The organism is Panacagrimonas perspica, assembly GCF_004364935.1.
GTDB classification, from domain to species: Bacteria; Pseudomonadota; Gammaproteobacteria; order Nevskiales; family Nevskiaceae; genus Panacagrimonas; species Panacagrimonas perspica.
Genome location: NZ_SOBT01000013.1, coordinates 24,268 through 39,128, shown reverse-complemented (window position 1 = coordinate 39,128; position 14,861 = coordinate 24,268). Strand labels below are relative to the sequence as shown.

Here is a 14,861-nt window from a genome sequence, read left to right as displayed (position 1 = left end):
CCGCCCGAGCATCACACGTGGCGCGAATGAAGACCGGCTGAATCGCCACCGCCCGGACGGAATCCAGGGTCCTGTTCCGCTTCCGCATTGCAGTTGCGTGAACGAAGCAAGACCCCGGACTCCGTCCGGGCTACGGTCTACTCGATCCTCCACTCGATGCCGGCGACGACGCTCGCACCCGGCAGCGGGGCGAAATCCTTGATGAACGACGTGTGCCGGCGCGCTTCCTCGTCCAGCAGGTTGCGCCCGCGCAGGAACAGCATCAGCGCGCCGCCCGGCGTCGGGATCGTGTAGTCCGCGTCCATGGCCAGCAGCGAGTAGCCGTCGGTCTCGGTCTCCAGCGACGCGATGCGATCCTGCTTCTGCACGCGGGTGAAGTCGACGCTCGCGCTCCACGGTCCGCGATGTCCGTGCAGGCCCGCGCCGAAGCGCGCCGGCGTCATGCGCGGCAGATCGCCGCCGCCATCGACCCGGCCGCGCGCCAGATCCCCGAATACGCGTGCGCGCCATTCGGTGCCGACGGCTTTCCACGCGTAGCCGATCTCGCCCTCGGTTCCCCAGAAACGCGCGTCGGCCCCCACGTAGTCGAGCAGCAGCAGATCACCATCGGGATCGAAATTGCCCTCTTCATCGACGCGATCGGCCTGCCCGTCGGAGTCTGCGGTGCCGCTGCCGTCAGCGTTCAATCCGGCATCGACTTCCTGCTGGTACTTGTAGCGTCCGATGCGCTGCAGGTAGACGTTGATCCGCCAGCTCAGCGCGTCGCCATGCCGGTCCAGGCTCACCTCGTAGTTGTGCGCGCGCTCGAGATCGAAGCGGTCGTTGCCGCGCTCGAAGCTGCCCGTCGCCAGGTGCGGGCCGAACGAGTACAGCTCCTCGGTCACCGGCGAGCGTTCCGAACGCGTCGCGTAGAACTTCAGGTGGTAGTGCGCGTTCATATCGAACAAGGCGCCGCCGGAGAACGAGAACGGATTGAACTCGCGTCCGCCGATCGCCGAATCGTCAGGCCGATTGGTGTCGTGATCCGTGCGCGCGCCGAATTCCACGCTGCCGAACGGCGTCTTCGCGCGCTCGATCAGGAAGATGCCGAGCGAGCGCGTCTCGGTGGACGGCACGAAGGCCTCCTCGCCGATGGCTTCGAATTCGCGATCGCGCCGCTGCACGCCGAGCACGCCGCTCAGGCCCGCGAACGGCGCATGCACGGCCTCGATTCGGCCCTCGGTCTGGTCGTTGTGGAAGACCGTGCCCGGTTCGCCCGGCGCTTCGAACTCGGTGTGCTCGTAATCGCCGCGCGCGGCGCGCACGCGAATCGAATCCAGGCCCGGGAACGGCTTGAGCCAGCGGCCCTCGATGTCGATGCGGTCCTGCTCCATGTCGATGAACGCGGTCTCCTCCACCGGCAGGCCGTACTGCGTCTCGAAGCGCGACACGTTCGCCGCCAGCGATCCACGGTCCCAGACCTTGGCCGCCGACAGCGAGCCGGACTTCTTCTCGACGGCGCTGTTGAGCAAGGTGTTGCGATGACCGCTGCCGTCAGTCGCGCTGTTGCCGTGGATGTCGTAGTCGTCGGCGTCGAGCCAGGATCCGTCGACGCCGAGCTGGATGCCGTCGAAGCCATAGGCCGCGCGCCCGGCGACGGCGCGCTCGTCGCCGTTGCTGCCCAAGCTTCCGCGCAGGCTCGAATGGAATCCGTCGTCCACTTCCGACGGCAGTCGCCCGTCGACGACGTTGACCACGCCGGCCGACGCGCTGCTGCCGTACAGCAAGGTCGCCGGTCCCTTGAGGATCTCGATCTGCTCGGCATGCGCGGGATCGATGCTCACGTCGTGATCGGCGCTGACGTCCGAGGCATCCATCGACGAGATGCCGTTCTCCAGCATCAGCACGCGCGGCCCGGCTTGGCCGCGGATCACCGGACGCCCGGCACCGCGCCCGAAGTCGGTCGTGGACACACCCAGTTCATGCTCCAGCGTCTCGCCCAGCGTGGCGCCGCGGCGCCGGTCGAGTTCCTCTCCAGACAGGATCTCGGTGGGCTGGACGAGCTGATCGACCGTGCGCGCGAACGGATCCGCGGTGATGACGATCGTCTCGACTTCGGCCGGATCGACCGGCGGCGGTGCAACGGGAACGGAGGCCGCGTCGGCGGCCTCGACGGGAAAGGGGAACGCAAGAAACAACGGCGACAGGAGCGCGACCGCGAAGGCGGTGCGCCGATGGAAAGCAGGCATTTTCGAGAATCCTCGCAAGCAGGAACGGCGTGCCTTTCGACAGGCACGCAACGGGTTCACAGCAGCTACGAGCGCTCGGCGTCCCGGAACGAAGCCGGGACAGCGCGCTCAGGCGAGGACGGCGGGAGGTCCGCGAACGCGGATCGGGGAGCGGCGCGCGACGCGCGCAGGCGGCACCGCGAGCGGTGCGAAGAAGCAGACGATCGCCGCCAGCACCAGCGCAGCGACGACGCTGACCAGGCCACCGCCAGCGCTGCCGGCGAAGGCGCAGATCGCGCAGGCATCGGGATGCTTGACCGTGCCGGCGTGGTTCGGATCGTGCGACGCGGCCATCCACAGCCCGAACAACAGGCTGGCGATCAGAACCCACGGAGTCAGGACGCGGCGCGACATCACGGAAGTGTAGCGGCGAGCGTCCCGTCTTTGGAAAATCCCTTCAACGCAAAGGCGCAAAGGGAACATGACGCCACGATGGATCTCCCGATCGCCGAGTCGGCGACACCTTCTGAATGACCTCTCTCTTCCCGAACGGAGGCACGCGCTGTCGGGTCTGCCTCTCCCCGTGTGCCGTTCACGGAGAGGGCCGGGCTGAGGGCCGCACGGGTCGGGCTCGACGCTGTCCTGCTGGCGGCATGCCTCTCACCCCCAGCTTCGCCGCTTCAAGCCAGGCGCATTCCCCGCTCGCGCAGCCAGGCTTGCGCATCCTCGCTGTCACGCTCGAACCACGCGTGCGCAGAGCCCAGGATGAACGTGTAGCCCCAGGCGTCCATGTCGGCGAAGCACCGCGCGCGCGAATAACCAGCGAGCTGATCGGCAAGGCAGCACTGCAGGTAGCAGACCGCGTGCTCCTCGACGTCGGTGCCGCCGGCGTCGGTGTGCAGCCGCGCGCGACGGTCGGCGTCCATGCACAGGAAGTGCGAGCCTTCGTGCAGCGCCGAGTGCACCGGCGTGTCGGCGCGCAGGTACAACCGGTTTTCGATCAGGCCCGCTTCCGGCGCGCCCCAGTAGGAACCGGGGATGTCGGCATCGTCGGCCACGCGCACGATCTCAAGGCCCCGCGCAGCGAACAACCCGGGCAGGGCTTGCGCGTCCAGCATGCGGACAGGAACAACGGATTCGGGCGACAGCGGGTCCGTCATGCACGCCGATCAGGGGAAGCGGAAATGCGATTGTCCCTCGTACGCCACCCCACCCTGCAAGTGTCGGGACTGGCCCGGCTCGAGATGCCGTCAGCGCAAAGGACACGAAGCCATCGACGGGCCCTCGCTCGTCCTCGCGGGCCCTCCACCATGGCGCCGAAGATGTTTTCGCCCGACGGCGTTCGCAACGTCCACCGAGCCGCGCCGGCGTCTCCGGGTTGCAGCCCTAGAACGGGAAGCGCAGCCCGCTCAGGACCTCGAGCCTTTGCCACAGCGCCGCGGCGAGCCGGGAATCGCGGGCCGCGGGACCCGGTTCCACCACGCCGATCGGACCGGCCGCTTCCAGGAATCCCTTCGGCCCGATGAAATCGCCGGGCTGGATATGGGGCGACGTGGCCGCTTCGATCACGGCGAGTGCGCCCTGCGCGGGCGTCTGTCCATGGAAACGCATGCCGAAGGCGAGCAGCCAGCTAGAGAATCGCTGCAGCGGCGTGTCCTGCGCATGGCGGCGACGGTTGGCGCCGATGTTGGTGCGGCACACGCCGGGGTGTGCGGCCTGCGCGCGAACCGGCGAGCCGGCCAGCGCCAGCCGTCGCGCCAGTTCGCGCGCGAACAGCAGCGAGCCGAGCTTGGCCTGCTGGTAGGCCCGATACGGGTGATATCCGCGATCCAGTCCCAGGTCATCGACATCGATGCGCGCGCGTCGCTGCACCAGACTGCTGACGCAGACCACGCGCGCTGCCGGCGCCGCTTCCAGCAACGGCCACAGCCGCGCCGTCAGCGCGTAGTGCCCGAGCACGGCGATGGCGAATCCCAGCTCGACGCCCTGCGCGGCGAGCGCGCGCTGCGAGGGGGGATAGATGCCGGCGTTATTGATCAGCAGATCGATCGGACGACCCTGCGCGAGCAGGCGATCGGCCAGCCCGCGTACCGAGTCCGCATCGGCCAGATCCAGCGGCTCGCAGTGCACGCTCACCGCCGGGTGCGCAGAGCGGATCACCCGCTCCGCCGCCAGCGCGGCATTCGAATCCAGGTCGGCGATGCACACCTGGGCGCCGCGCGCGGCCAGCTCCAGCGCGCAACCCAGTCCAAGCCCGCTCGCCCCGCCGGTGATCAGCGCGTACCGGCCGGCCAGATCGCGCGGGGCGATCGCCGACGGGGAGTTCGCGTGCTGCAGTTGTGGCTCAGAAGGAATAGCGGACAGTGAGGGCTGCATAGTCGCGGTCGGCGAGTGGACGCTCGTTGTAATCGGCGGAGCCGAGGAACAGGTTGTAGCTGAGCCCGATGGTGAGCTGCTGCAGTCGCGTCATGTTCAGGCCGACGCTCGCCCTGCGATCGCGCTTGCCCAGCAGCGAGCCGAAACCGGCCAGCAGCGAGGAGTGGCCGTAGGCCATGCCGGCGAACGACACCGGCACCTGCAGGTCCCAGCCGTCGATCACGTTGCGCCGGTCGATGAAGCTCAGGAACGAGTACGCCGCCGAATCGCGCGTGTAGGTCAGGGCGTCGCTGCGCGTGCCGTCGGGCGCGAACACCGGGTCGTTGTCGTGCACGTGCTGATAGCCGACGTTGCCGATCAGCGTGATCGAATCCCAGAACATCGCCGGGCCGACGATGTACAGCGCGTTGAGATCGGCCTGCGCGGTGCGCGCGCGCGTCGGCGTCGGGATCGGCCCGAACGCGGTCTGCACGTCGGCCAGCACGATGGCGTTCTCGCGCCAGATGAACTCGCCGCCGATGTTGGCGCCGAACAGCGTGGTCGAGAACCCTGCCGCGGTCAGGTGGATGCCGTCGAAGTGCTTGACCTGGTAGGTCACGGGCACGACCAGGTCGATGACCTCGGTGGTGATCGCCGGGATCGCGCCGTTGGGCGGCGCCAGTTCCGCGTATCCATACGTGAACACCGGCCCGGGCAACGGGTCGTGGTAGCGCAGGTGATAGATGCCGACGTCGGTGTTCTCGGTGAGCTGGTACTTGAGGCCGATGCCGTACTGGCCGTCGGAATCGGGATGGTCCTCGCCCAGGTACTTCACGTTGATCGAGGGCTGCGCGTTGAGCGGCGCGATGCCGGTCACCGGCAGGCTCAGCGCTGGCAGCAGCTCGGGTGTCGTGATCAGCGGCAGCCCCGGCGTGCCGAGCAGGATGCCGATGGTCTGCAGCGCCTGGCCCAGGTCGTTCGACAGCAGGTCGGCTTCGGCCAGGCTGTCCAGATACAGCGGATTGCGGATGCCGTATGCGAACTCCGCTCCCGCGCCGACCGCGTCGGTCACCGCGAAGTACTCGCCCACCGGATTGGCCTCGGTGGGCTTGAAGTCGAGCTTGTACAGACCCAGCAGCAGCCAGTCGTCGCCGATGGCCGCCTTGAGCGAGATCTGGTTGACCGGCAGCAGGATGCTCTTGACGTCGGCGCCCGGAATGTTCGCGCGCGTACCGTCCGCCGGACCCTGCGCCAGCGCCAGGCCGCCGAAGAACAGGCTCTCACCCCAGGCCACCACCTGCTGACCGACGCGCAGGCTGGCCTGGATGTCCTCACCGATATCGAAGTCGGTGTAGACGAAGGCATCGAGCAGGCGCGCGCGACGGCCGCTCAGGCGCGCGGCGTCCGAGGAGAATTCGTCGGCGTCGTTGCTGCGCTTGTTGACGGTGTCGAGCCGGCGGTTGTCGTTGCGGCTGCGGTACACGTCGTCGTAGAACGCATCGCCGCGGAACAGCGCACCGTAGTCCTCACCGCGGAACAGCAGTTCGCCGAGCACCGAGAGCCGGTTGTTGATCAGAGCACCGCGCTTGAAATTGCGGTCACTGTCGTCGGAGTTGATGCCGCCCGGGTACTGCAGGAAATCGGCGATCGGAATGCGCGGGTCCGGCGGCGCGTCGAGGATCGCATCGCTGGGTTTTTCGGTGCGCACGGCAGCCGAGTACAGACCTGTGAACTGCCATTCGACCGGGATGTCGCCCAGCTTCCCGAGCTCGCCCGCCGCGTTGGCCGCCGTGGCGCCGCCCAGCAGCGCGCAAGCCAGCCCCATGTCCCGCCGAATGGTCCGCATCTACGCTTCTCCCTTGCGCACGCGCCGCAGATCTACTTGCCGCCCAAGGTCGCAGCCTTGGGCCCGAACATGCTTTCGTCGATCTTCGGATCGTTCATGCGCCACCAACCCTCGCCCGCCTCGTTGACCAGGTAGGTCGCCTCGTAGGCGTCGGCGGTCAGGTCGTGGTAGACCGAGACGCCACGCTGATAGGTCTGCGCATCGGGCGCGTAGCGGTAGTTGATCAGCGCCGCACGCCAGAGCTGGTCGCGGTTGTCGTAGTTGTCACCCCAGACGCCGAACCAGGTGTCCTCCTGCGCGTAGATCGTGCGGCGCTTGTAGATGTGGCGCATGCCGGACTTCAGCTCGGCTTCGATGACCCACACGCGCTGCAACTCGTAGCGCACGTAGTCCGCATTGATCGACCCCGGCGTGGCGAGCTGCGCGTACTTGATCGCCGGGTCGTTGACACGGAAGTTGTGCCAGGGCACGACCATTTCCTTCTTGCCGACCAGCTTCCAGGTGTAGCGCTCGGGCGAACCGTTGAAGACGTAGTCATCGTCGATGGTGCGCAGGCCGGCCGGCGGCACCGGGAAGTCGCAGCAGATCTCCGGCGCCTGGCGCACGCGGCGGATGCCCGGGTTGTATTGCCAGGCCATCGTGCTGTCCTTCGAAAAATTGTTCGGCTGGATGCCGACGGCAATCGAACCACGGTCGCGCGCGGGCAGCAGCGATTCGACGAAGAAATGCGCGGCGATCTTGTCGGTGTAGGAGCCGCGCCGGTTCGGATTGGTCGTGACGTTGAGGCTGCGGTAGCGCTGCTTGCCGTATGCCAGCTTGCCGTTGCCGTAGACGTCGATGATGTCGTTGACCGCGGCCTCGCTGTAGGCGCGGTACGGCGAGATCATGTTCCAGATCGCCTCCAGTCCCGACTGCGGGAACGGAAACGGAATGCCGCCGTCGGTACCGGTGGTGCCCAGGCCGTTGTCGACCAGCTCGGCCGTGGTGGCGTTCTGTTTGACCACCTTGCACACCCAGTCCGGCATGCGGAAGTCCCGATGGCTCGGATACACCGCCATGCGAAAGGTCTTGGGATGCTTCTTGAGCAGCGCCTTCTGCCCCTCGGTGAGCCTGTCCGCGTACGTCGCCATGTTGTCGGCGGTGATCGTGAACAGCGGCTTTTCGTCGGCGTAGGGACCGGGGTCGTAGCCGGACTTGTCCTTCATGCCGGGCCAGCTATCGAGGTATTTGCCGGTGTACGCGGCCACGCCGGAAGCCGTGCCGGCCCGTTCGGCGCCCACGCAGGTGTGCGTGGCCGAATCGAGCATGGCGGCCTTGTCGGCGCCGACCTTGGCCGCCGCCGCAAGCGGCAGCAGCAGGCTCAGCACGAAGCTGGAGTTCAGCAGCAAGCGGTTCATGGGTTCCTCCGCAACGGGGCCTGATCGGCCCTCTATGGAAACTATCGGTTTCGTATTGAACCGAGCATTTCCCGCGGCGTCCCCGTTCGTTCGGACGAGATCGGCGTCCGGCCCTCAGCGCGGTTTTGCGCGCAGACCCGCCAGGACCACGCGTAGCAAGCGGCGCATCCACAGCTCGTCGGGGTTTTCGAGCAGAAAGTAGATGCGGATGGCCACCGCGCCCTGGATCAGGTCGATGGCCAGTTCGATGTCGGTGTCCGGCGGCAGCTCGCCGCGCTGGATACCGCGCCGCAGGACGAGGCGCACGGGGCCGCGACGCTGGTCGTTGATGAGCATCAGCGTGGTCGACAGCGTCGGATTTCCGACGCATTCGGCCGCCAGCATCGGCAGCACACCCTTGAGCGGAGAATCCCGCATCTGCCGGGAAAACTGCGAGAACATGCCGAGCAGTTCATCCTCGACGTTGCGGCCTTCCTCAGGCACCACCACCGGCATGCGACTGAACACCGCGAGCACGAGATGCTCCTTGGTCTTCCAGCGCCGGTACAGCGTCGCCTTGCTCGCACGGGCCAGGCTCGCCACACGATCGACCGTCAGCGCCGCGTATCCCTCGGTCGACAGGATTCGCAACGTCGCGTCGAGGATGGCCTGCTCCGACACCAGGCTGCGCGGACGTCCGCGCAACGGCACCAGCGGATGGCGGGTCGGAGCGGAACTCTTCTTCCTGGTAGGCACGATGAGATTCGATCGAGGCAGACCTCGATTGTGCCGCGTCGCCGCCACCGCGCCTACGCATCGCTGAACGGCTGGCCTTTTTACGGTTCCCGTCGTACCGTTTTAACCATGACGAGATCCCCCACCTCCGCGCTGGACCGGGCCTTCGAATCCTGGACGCTCGGCCCGCTGCGCCTGCGCAACCGCTTCATCAAGGCGGCGACCAACGAGGGCATGGCGCGCGGCGGCGTCCCGAGCCGGGCACTGCTGGAGCATCACCGCGCGCTGTCGGCCGGCGGCGTGGGCATGACCACGCTGGCCTACTGCGCCGTGAGCGCGGACGGCCGCACCTTCGAAGACCAGGTGCGACTCGACGAGGACGCGCTGCCGGCGCTGCGCGCGATCACCGATGCCGTCCACGGCGAAGGCGGCGCCGCCTGCGCGCAGATCACGCACGGCGGTGCCTTCAACTTTCTCCGGCGGCTGTCGGTGCCGCGTCCGCTCAGCGCTTCCGGCGGCTTCAATGCGGCCGGCGTGATCAGCGGTCGCCTGTTCAAGGCGCAGATGCAGCCCGCCGACCTGCAGTCCGTGGCCGCGGAATTCGTCGCCGCGGCCCGCCTCGCGGAGCGCGCGGGCTTCGACGCGGTGGAACTGCACATGGGCCATGGCTATCTGCTCAGCCAGTTCCTGTCGCCGAAGTACAACCGCCGCCGCGACGGCTGGGGCGGCGATGCCGCGGCACGTGCCCGCTATCCCGCCGAAGTGCTGTCACGCGTTCTCGATGCGGTGGGCGCGCGCCTGGCGGTGCTGTGCAAGCTCAGCACCGTCGAGGGCTTCCGCGGCGGCGCCGGCATCGAGGACAGCACGATCGTGGCACGCGAGCTGTCGGCGGCGGGGGCTCACCTGCTGGTGCTCAGCGCCGGCATGAACGTCGAATCGCCCTGGACCATCTTCGGCTCAAAAGTCGCCGCCGCGGCCGGCGAGCACGCGCCGAGCCTGGCGATGCGCGCCGCCAATCCGCTGCTGCGCCTGCAGGAGCCGAACCTGCAGTTCCGCGAGCTGTACCTGCTGGAAACCTCGCGCCGGATCCGTGCCGCGGTCGCCTCGCCGCTGGCCTACCTGGGCGGCGTCACATCGGCGGCCGGCGTCGCCACCGTGATGGCGGAAGGCTTCGACGCGGTGGCGATGGCGCGCGCGTTGATCCACCAGCCACAGTTCGTGCAGGCGCTGCGGGCCGGCGTCGAACACTCCGGCTGCACCGCGTGCAACCGCTGCGTCGGCATGATGTACACCCCGGGTGGCACCCGCTGCGTGCTGACCGGCATCGATCGGCCAGAGCTCAACCGCCAGCCTGCGCAGGAGCCGTAGCAAGCCTTTCCCGGTCCGGAATACGACCGCTCCACGACAGGGCCGGCGAAGTGGCCGCGCCGCCTCGCGAGCGGCGACAATCGCGCATGTCCCTGCCCTCGATCTTCAAGGACCCCCGCATCGGGGCGTTGTGCGCGGGCAACTTCATGGTCGGCACCAGCATGTACATCGTCGGCGGCCTGCTCAGCGACCTGGCGCTCGCGTTCAAGGTCTCGATCGCCAAAGCCGGCCTGCTGATCGCGGCCTTCGCGATCACCAGCGTGATCGCCTCGCCGCTGTTCGCCACGCTCAGCGCGAAGATCGATCGCCGACGCCTGCTGACGGCGATGCTGCTGATCTGCGCGCTGGCCAATGGCCTGGCCTACTTCGCGCAGACCTACGAGCAGCTGCTGGCGACGCGCGTTCTGGCGGCCATCGCCTCCGCGGTGTTCACGCCGCAGGCGGCGGCGGTGCTCGGCCTGCTGGTGACGCCGGCGCAGCGCACGCAGGCCACGTCGGCGGTGATGGTCGGCTGGGCGCTGGCCTCGGTCCTCGGCGTCCCGCTGGGTGTCTGGATCGGCCACGCCGCCGGCTGGCGTGTGGCGATGGGTTCGCTGGGCGGCGCGAGCCTGATCGTCGCGTTCTGCCTGTGGCGGCTGCTGCCGCCGATGACCTTGCCGCCGATCAACCTGCACAGCTGGCTGACGGTGCTGCGCACGCCGGCACTGTCCCTGCTGATCGCCACCAGCGCGATCTTCGCGGCGGGCAGCCACGCCGTCTTCAGTTACATCGCCCCGCTGATCACGACGCTTCAGCCCGGCGATCCCACGTTGCTGTCACGACTGCTGCTCGCGCACGGCCTTGCCGCCGTGCTCAGCAACGTCCTGGTGATCGTGCTGATCGACCGGCTCGGCCTCGAGAAGATGGTGCGCATCTGGGTGCTGCTGCCGATCGCCGTCTTCACGGTGTGGCCGCTGCTGTCGCACTCGGTGCTGGCGCTGTTCGTCATGCAGATGTTCTGGGCGATCGGCGCCGCCGGCTTCAGCGGTCTCCAGCAGGCGCGGCTCGCCGCGCTCGCGCCGGCACTGGCGAGCGCATCGATCGCGCTCAATTCATCGGCTTTCTATCTGGGCCAGTCGAGCGGCACCCTGCTCGGCGGCGCCGCGTGGTCGCTGATGGATCCGCGCTACCTGCCGTGGCTGGGCCTGTCGATGCTGATCCCGGCGGCGCTGATTTCGCGAAAGGGGCGTCACGCGGCGAAGCGGCTGCGCAAGGAAGGCCTGTCGATTCCGCCGACGCTGTGACCCCGGCGCCGAATCGCGAAGTCTCCGCCCGGGCCAGGCTTACGACTCGGCGTCGACGGCGGCGAGCAGTTCCGCGGTCTTCAGATTCATCAGGCGGTGATCGCCGCGCGCTTCCACGTTGAGTCGCAGCAAGGGTTCGGTGTTCGATCCGCGCAGATTGAAGCGCCATTCGCCGAAATCCAGGCTCAGGCCGTCGGTGTCGTCGCTCGAGATCGCCTTCGCCGCATAGCGCTCCTCGATGCGCTTGAGCGTGCTCGACACGTTCGGCACCCCGCGGTTGATCTCGCCGCTGACCGGATACTGCGCGACGCGATCGCGCACGAGTTGCGACAGCGGCTTGCCGCCGCGCGAGATCATCGCGGCGACCAGCAGCCACGGCAGCATGCCGTTGTCGCAGTACGCGAAGCCGCGGAAGTAGTGATGCGCGCTCATCTCGCCGCCGTAGACGGCGTTCTCGCTGCGCATGCGTTCCTTGATGAACGCGTGTCCGGTCTTGGACTGCACCGGCTGTCCACCGGCCTTGAGCACGACGTCGATCGTGTTCCAGATCAGTCGCGGATCGTGGATCACGCGCGGCCGCCCTTCACCCGGCCGGCGCACGTGCGCCGCCAGCAAGGCCTCGGCCAGCAGACCCACCACGTAATAGCCCTCGATGAATTCGCCGCGCTCGTCGAACAGGAAGCAGCGGTCGAAGTCCCCGTCCCAGGCCACCCCGAAATCTGCGCCGGACGCGCGCACGGCAGCGCTCGTCGACAGCCGCATCTGCGGAATCAGCGGATTCGGAATGCCGTTGGGAAAACTTCCATCAGGCGCGTGATGCAGCTTGATCAGGCGGAACGGCAGGCGCGGCTCCAGCGCGTCCAGCAACGGACCGGCGGCGCCATTGCCCGCGTTGATCACGACGCTCATCGGACGCAGTGCGGCGGTATCCAGGTAGGTCAGCAGATGCTCGACGTAGGAGGCGCGATAGCTCGTCGGCACCATGCGCGCAGGGGTGGCCGGCAGCGGCGCGGTACTGGCCGAGACGATCGCCTCGATCTCGCGCAGGCCGGAATCGCCGGACACCGGAACGGCGTCCGCGAGCACCAGCTTCATGCCGTTGTAGTCGATGGGGTTATGGCTGGCGGTGACTTCGATCGCGCCGTACACACCCGGCTGTTGCGCAGCCCAGTAGACCTCCTCGGTACCGCACAGTCCCAGATCCAGCACCTCGACACCGCGCTCGTTCAAGCCCACCGCGATGGCTTCGAGCAACGGCCGCGAGCTGTGGCGCACGTCGTGGCCCAGGGCCACGCAGCGCGGAGAAAAATGCTCGGCGAACGCGAGGCCCAGCCGGTACGCGATTTCCGGATTCAGCTCGTCGGGCACACGGCCGCGGATGTCGTAGGCCTTGAAGCAGTTCAACTTCGGTGCTGGCGACGTCACATTGCGATCCTCATCGGTTGCTCATCACGTGGCGCAAGTGATCGACGTGAGCGCATCACGCCCACCCGGATCACGCGTCGCCGGACACTGCCCTGGCCTTTCTCGGTGTCCTGTTTCACGGGTCAGGTCACCGCCGTTGCCGTCACGGTGACCGACGTGGTCTGCGGCTCGCTGCGTCCGTAGATGTCCTCGAAGCGCACGATGTCGTCCTCACCGAGATAAGCGCCGGACTGCACTTCGATCAGCTCCAGCGGCACCAGCCCCGGATTCTCGAGCCGGTGCACGGTGCCCAGCGGGATGTACGTGGACTGGTCTTCGCAGAGCAGGAATTCCTTGTCGGCGCAGGTCACGCGCGCGGTGCCCTTGACCACCACCCAGTGCTCGGCGCGATGGTGATGCATCTGCAGGCTCAGCTTCTGTCCGGGCTTGACCATGATGCGCTTGACCTGGAATCGCTCGCCGCCAGCGATGGATTCGTAGTAACCCCAGGGACGGTACACGCGACGGTTCGCCGAGACTTCCGAGCGATCCGCATCGCGCAGTTTCTGCACGACGCCCTTGACCTCCTGCACGCGCGATCGCGGCGCCACCAGGATCGCGTCCTCGGTCTCGACGACGACGTGGTCCTCGACACCGATCAACGTGACGAGCCGGCTCTGCGCATGCACGAGATTTCCGCGCGAGTCGTGCATCAGGACGTCGCCGTGCGTTCGGTTGGCGTGCTCGTCGGTGGCCGGCTGTCCGGCGAGGAAATTCCACGAGCCGACGTCGTCCCAGCCCGCGTCCAGCGGCACCAGTGCGATGTCGTCGAGCTTCTCCATCACCGCGTAGTCGAGCGACACCTTGCGGCAGGAGGCGAAGGCCTCGACGTTCAGGTTCAGTCCGTCCGGCGTGATCGCGGCCAGCGTCACTGCCGCATGCGCGCTGTGACTCAGCGAAGGCTCGAGCTGCTGCAGGATCTCGAGGAAGCGATCGGCGCGGAACATGAACATGCCGCTGTTCCACCAGTGGTTGCCCGCGTCGAGGAAACCCTGCGCACGTTCGACGTCCGGCTTCTCGACGAAGGCCTCGACGCGCACGGCGCGCGCATCCTCGGGCAGCGCCGAGCCGCCACGCAGGTAGCCGAAGCCGGTCTCGGGCCCGGTCGGCGTGATACCGAAGGTGACGATATGGCCCTGCGCCGCCAGCGCAGCGCCGACATCCGCGGCCTGCACGAACGCGGACAGATCCGAGATCACGTGGTCCGCCGCCATCAGGAACACGATCGCTTTCGGATCGATCTCGGCCGCCACGTAATGCGCGGCGACCGCAGCAGCCGGCGCCGTATCACGGCCTTCCGGCTCGAGCAGCAACGTCGAGCCGACAATGCCGGCCTCGCGCAACTGTTCGGCGATCAGGAAACGATGCTGCTCGGCGCCGATCACGACCGGCGGCATCGCATTGGCGATCTTGCGCGCACGCAAGGCCGTGTTCTGCAGCAGGCTGTGCGCGCCCTGCAGGGCGAGGAACTGTTTGGGATAGCTTTCGCGTGACAACGGCCACAGGCGGCTGCCGCTGCCCCCGGCCATCAGTACCGGAACCACGGCATGGCTCGTGGTCGTTTCGAGACGGGTTGGGTAATCCATGGTGTGCTCCAAGAGAATAAGTGTGTTCAGCAGGACGTCCGTCCAAGTGACTGAAGCGGGGACCTTCGTATCCGCGGCGCCTTCAGCGCCGTCCTATCGGACTTCCACGATGAGCTCGCCGAAACTGTTGGTGCCGGCTCCTTCGATCAGCAATTTGTCGGAGTCCGTGTCCTCCGGCGGGACGCTGATACTCTCGGTGTAGCAGCCCTGAGACGATGCCGAGAGTGCGTAAACGACGGCGTTGTAATAGACGCCCGTCAGTGCGGAGGACGGTTGCTCCAATCCTGTATGGACGAGGATCTGGTGATGAACATCCTCGGTGACGTTCTCCACGGCGGGCGGCACCACGTTTGTCCCGGTTGTCGCGGTCGCACTGCTTGCGCGAACGACGTAACGCCCGACTCCAATATTTCCCGAACACTGCGTCGTCACTTCACTTTGGAATCGAATGTCGACGACTGCACCTGCCGCGATATTGAGCGGACCGACGCTGTATACGACCACTCTGGGAGCGCTGGCGCTGTCCTCCCCAAGTGGCGCAACAGTGTTGTTCTCAATGTTGTCGCGGGAGATTGCGGCCGCAGCAGAGTGCGCCGACGCGAGACAAAGGACCGCGACGATCAACTTGGAATAGCTCACCG

General features: G+C 67.4%; 12 protein-coding genes. 2 read left to right on the top strand and 10 right to left on the bottom strand.

The window, feature by feature from the left end:
- Positions 1 to 137 precede the first annotated feature (137 nt).
- From DFR24_RS23425 to DFR24_RS23395, 7 genes are all read right to left on the bottom strand, one after another.
- The gene (locus tag DFR24_RS23425; RefSeq protein ID WP_133883899.1) at positions 138 to 2,228 is read right to left on the bottom strand and encodes a TonB-dependent receptor; all 2,091 of its coding nucleotides are present in this window, start codon (positions 2,226 to 2,228) and stop codon (positions 138 to 140) included.
- A 108-nt stretch (positions 2,229 to 2,336) separates the two neighbouring features.
- The gene (locus DFR24_RS23420; RefSeq protein WP_133883898.1) at positions 2,337 to 2,621 is read right to left on the bottom strand and encodes a hypothetical protein; all 285 of its coding nucleotides are present in this window, start codon (positions 2,619 to 2,621) and stop codon (positions 2,337 to 2,339) included.
- A 266-nt stretch (positions 2,622 to 2,887) separates the two neighbouring features.
- Positions 2,888 to 3,367: a hypothetical protein gene (locus tag DFR24_RS23415; RefSeq protein WP_246051782.1), complete on the bottom strand. Its 480-nt coding sequence runs from the start codon at positions 3,365 to 3,367 to the stop codon at positions 2,888 to 2,890.
- 226 nt (positions 3,368 to 3,593) lie between these two features.
- A complete protein-coding gene (locus DFR24_RS23410; RefSeq protein WP_168710467.1) occupies positions 3,594 to 4,583 on the bottom strand; it encodes an SDR family NAD(P)-dependent oxidoreductase in 990 nt (329 codons plus the stop codon).
- Entirely contained in the window at positions 4,552 to 6,408 is a 1,857-nt protein-coding gene (locus tag DFR24_RS23405; RefSeq protein WP_133883897.1) for a DUF1302 domain-containing protein, read from the bottom strand. The genes DFR24_RS23410 and DFR24_RS23405 overlap by 32 nt, the downstream gene beginning before the upstream one ends.
- A 32-nt stretch (positions 6,409 to 6,440) precedes the next feature.
- Positions 6,441 to 7,805, bottom strand: a complete 1,365-nt coding sequence (locus DFR24_RS23400) for a DUF1329 domain-containing protein (protein WP_133883896.1) — start codon at positions 7,803 to 7,805, stop codon at positions 6,441 to 6,443.
- A 114-nt stretch (positions 7,806 to 7,919) separates the two neighbouring features.
- On the bottom strand, positions 7,920 to 8,540 hold the full coding sequence (locus DFR24_RS23395; protein ID WP_162851397.1) for a TetR/AcrR family transcriptional regulator: 621 nt from the start codon (positions 8,538 to 8,540) through the stop codon (positions 7,920 to 7,922).
- A 108-nt stretch (positions 8,541 to 8,648) separates the two neighbouring features.
- Between DFR24_RS23395 and DFR24_RS23390 the strand changes: the two genes are divergently transcribed.
- Together DFR24_RS23390 and DFR24_RS23385 are read left to right on the top strand one after the other, a co-directional pair.
- Positions 8,649 to 9,887, top strand: coding sequence for an NADH:flavin oxidoreductase (locus DFR24_RS23390; protein WP_133883894.1), 1,239 nt, complete (start codon positions 8,649 to 8,651; stop codon positions 9,885 to 9,887).
- A gap of 86 nt (positions 9,888 to 9,973) precedes the next feature.
- Positions 9,974 to 11,170, top strand: coding sequence for an MFS transporter (locus tag DFR24_RS23385; protein WP_133883893.1), 1,197 nt, complete (start codon positions 9,974 to 9,976; stop codon positions 11,168 to 11,170).
- Positions 11,171 to 11,209: 39 nt separating this feature from the next.
- On the opposite strand, the gene DFR24_RS23380 is transcribed toward DFR24_RS23385, so the two are convergent.
- The 3 genes from DFR24_RS23380 to DFR24_RS23370 all read right to left on the bottom strand — a co-directional run bounded on the left by DFR24_RS23380 (position 11,210) and on the right by DFR24_RS23370 (position 14,859).
- Positions 11,210 to 12,595: a phosphohexomutase domain-containing protein gene (locus DFR24_RS23380; RefSeq protein ID WP_133883892.1), complete on the bottom strand. Its 1,386-nt coding sequence runs from the start codon at positions 12,593 to 12,595 to the stop codon at positions 11,210 to 11,212.
- Positions 12,596 to 12,717: 122 nt separating this feature from the next.
- Positions 12,718 to 14,220: a mannose-1-phosphate guanylyltransferase/mannose-6-phosphate isomerase gene (locus tag DFR24_RS23375; protein ID WP_246051781.1), complete on the bottom strand. Its 1,503-nt coding sequence runs from the start codon at positions 14,218 to 14,220 to the stop codon at positions 12,718 to 12,720.
- Positions 14,221 to 14,313: 93 nt separating this feature from the next.
- Entirely contained in the window at positions 14,314 to 14,859 is a 546-nt protein-coding gene (locus DFR24_RS23370) for a hypothetical protein (RefSeq protein WP_133883891.1), read from the bottom strand.
- Positions 14,860 to 14,861: the final 2 nt, after the last annotated feature.

Coding starts and splice junctions, on each gene's coding strand:
- DFR24_RS23425 (WP_133883899.1), bottom strand. CDS start 2,228: ATGCCTGCTTTCCATCGGCGCACCGCCTTCGCGGTCGCGCTCCTGTCG.
- DFR24_RS23420 (WP_133883898.1), bottom strand. CDS start 2,621: ATGTCGCGCCGCGTCCTGACTCCGTGGGTTCTGATCGCCAGCCTGTTG.
- DFR24_RS23415 (WP_246051782.1), bottom strand. CDS start 3,367: ATGACGGACCCGCTGTCGCCCGAATCCGTTGTTCCTGTCCGCATGCTG.
- DFR24_RS23410 (WP_168710467.1), bottom strand. CDS start 4,583: ATGCAGCCCTCACTGTCCGCTATTCCTTCTGAGCCACAACTGCAGCAC.
- DFR24_RS23405 (WP_133883897.1), bottom strand. CDS start 6,408: ATGCGGACCATTCGGCGGGACATGGGGCTGGCTTGCGCGCTGCTGGGC.
- DFR24_RS23400 (WP_133883896.1), bottom strand. CDS start 7,805: ATGAACCGCTTGCTGCTGAACTCCAGCTTCGTGCTGAGCCTGCTGCTG.
- DFR24_RS23390 (WP_133883894.1), top strand. CDS start 8,649: ATGACGAGATCCCCCACCTCCGCGCTGGACCGGGCCTTCGAATCCTGG.
- DFR24_RS23385 (WP_133883893.1), top strand. CDS start 9,974: ATGTCCCTGCCCTCGATCTTCAAGGACCCCCGCATCGGGGCGTTGTGC.
- DFR24_RS23375 (WP_246051781.1), bottom strand. CDS start 14,220: ATGGATTACCCAACCCGTCTCGAAACGACCACGAGCCATGCCGTGGTT.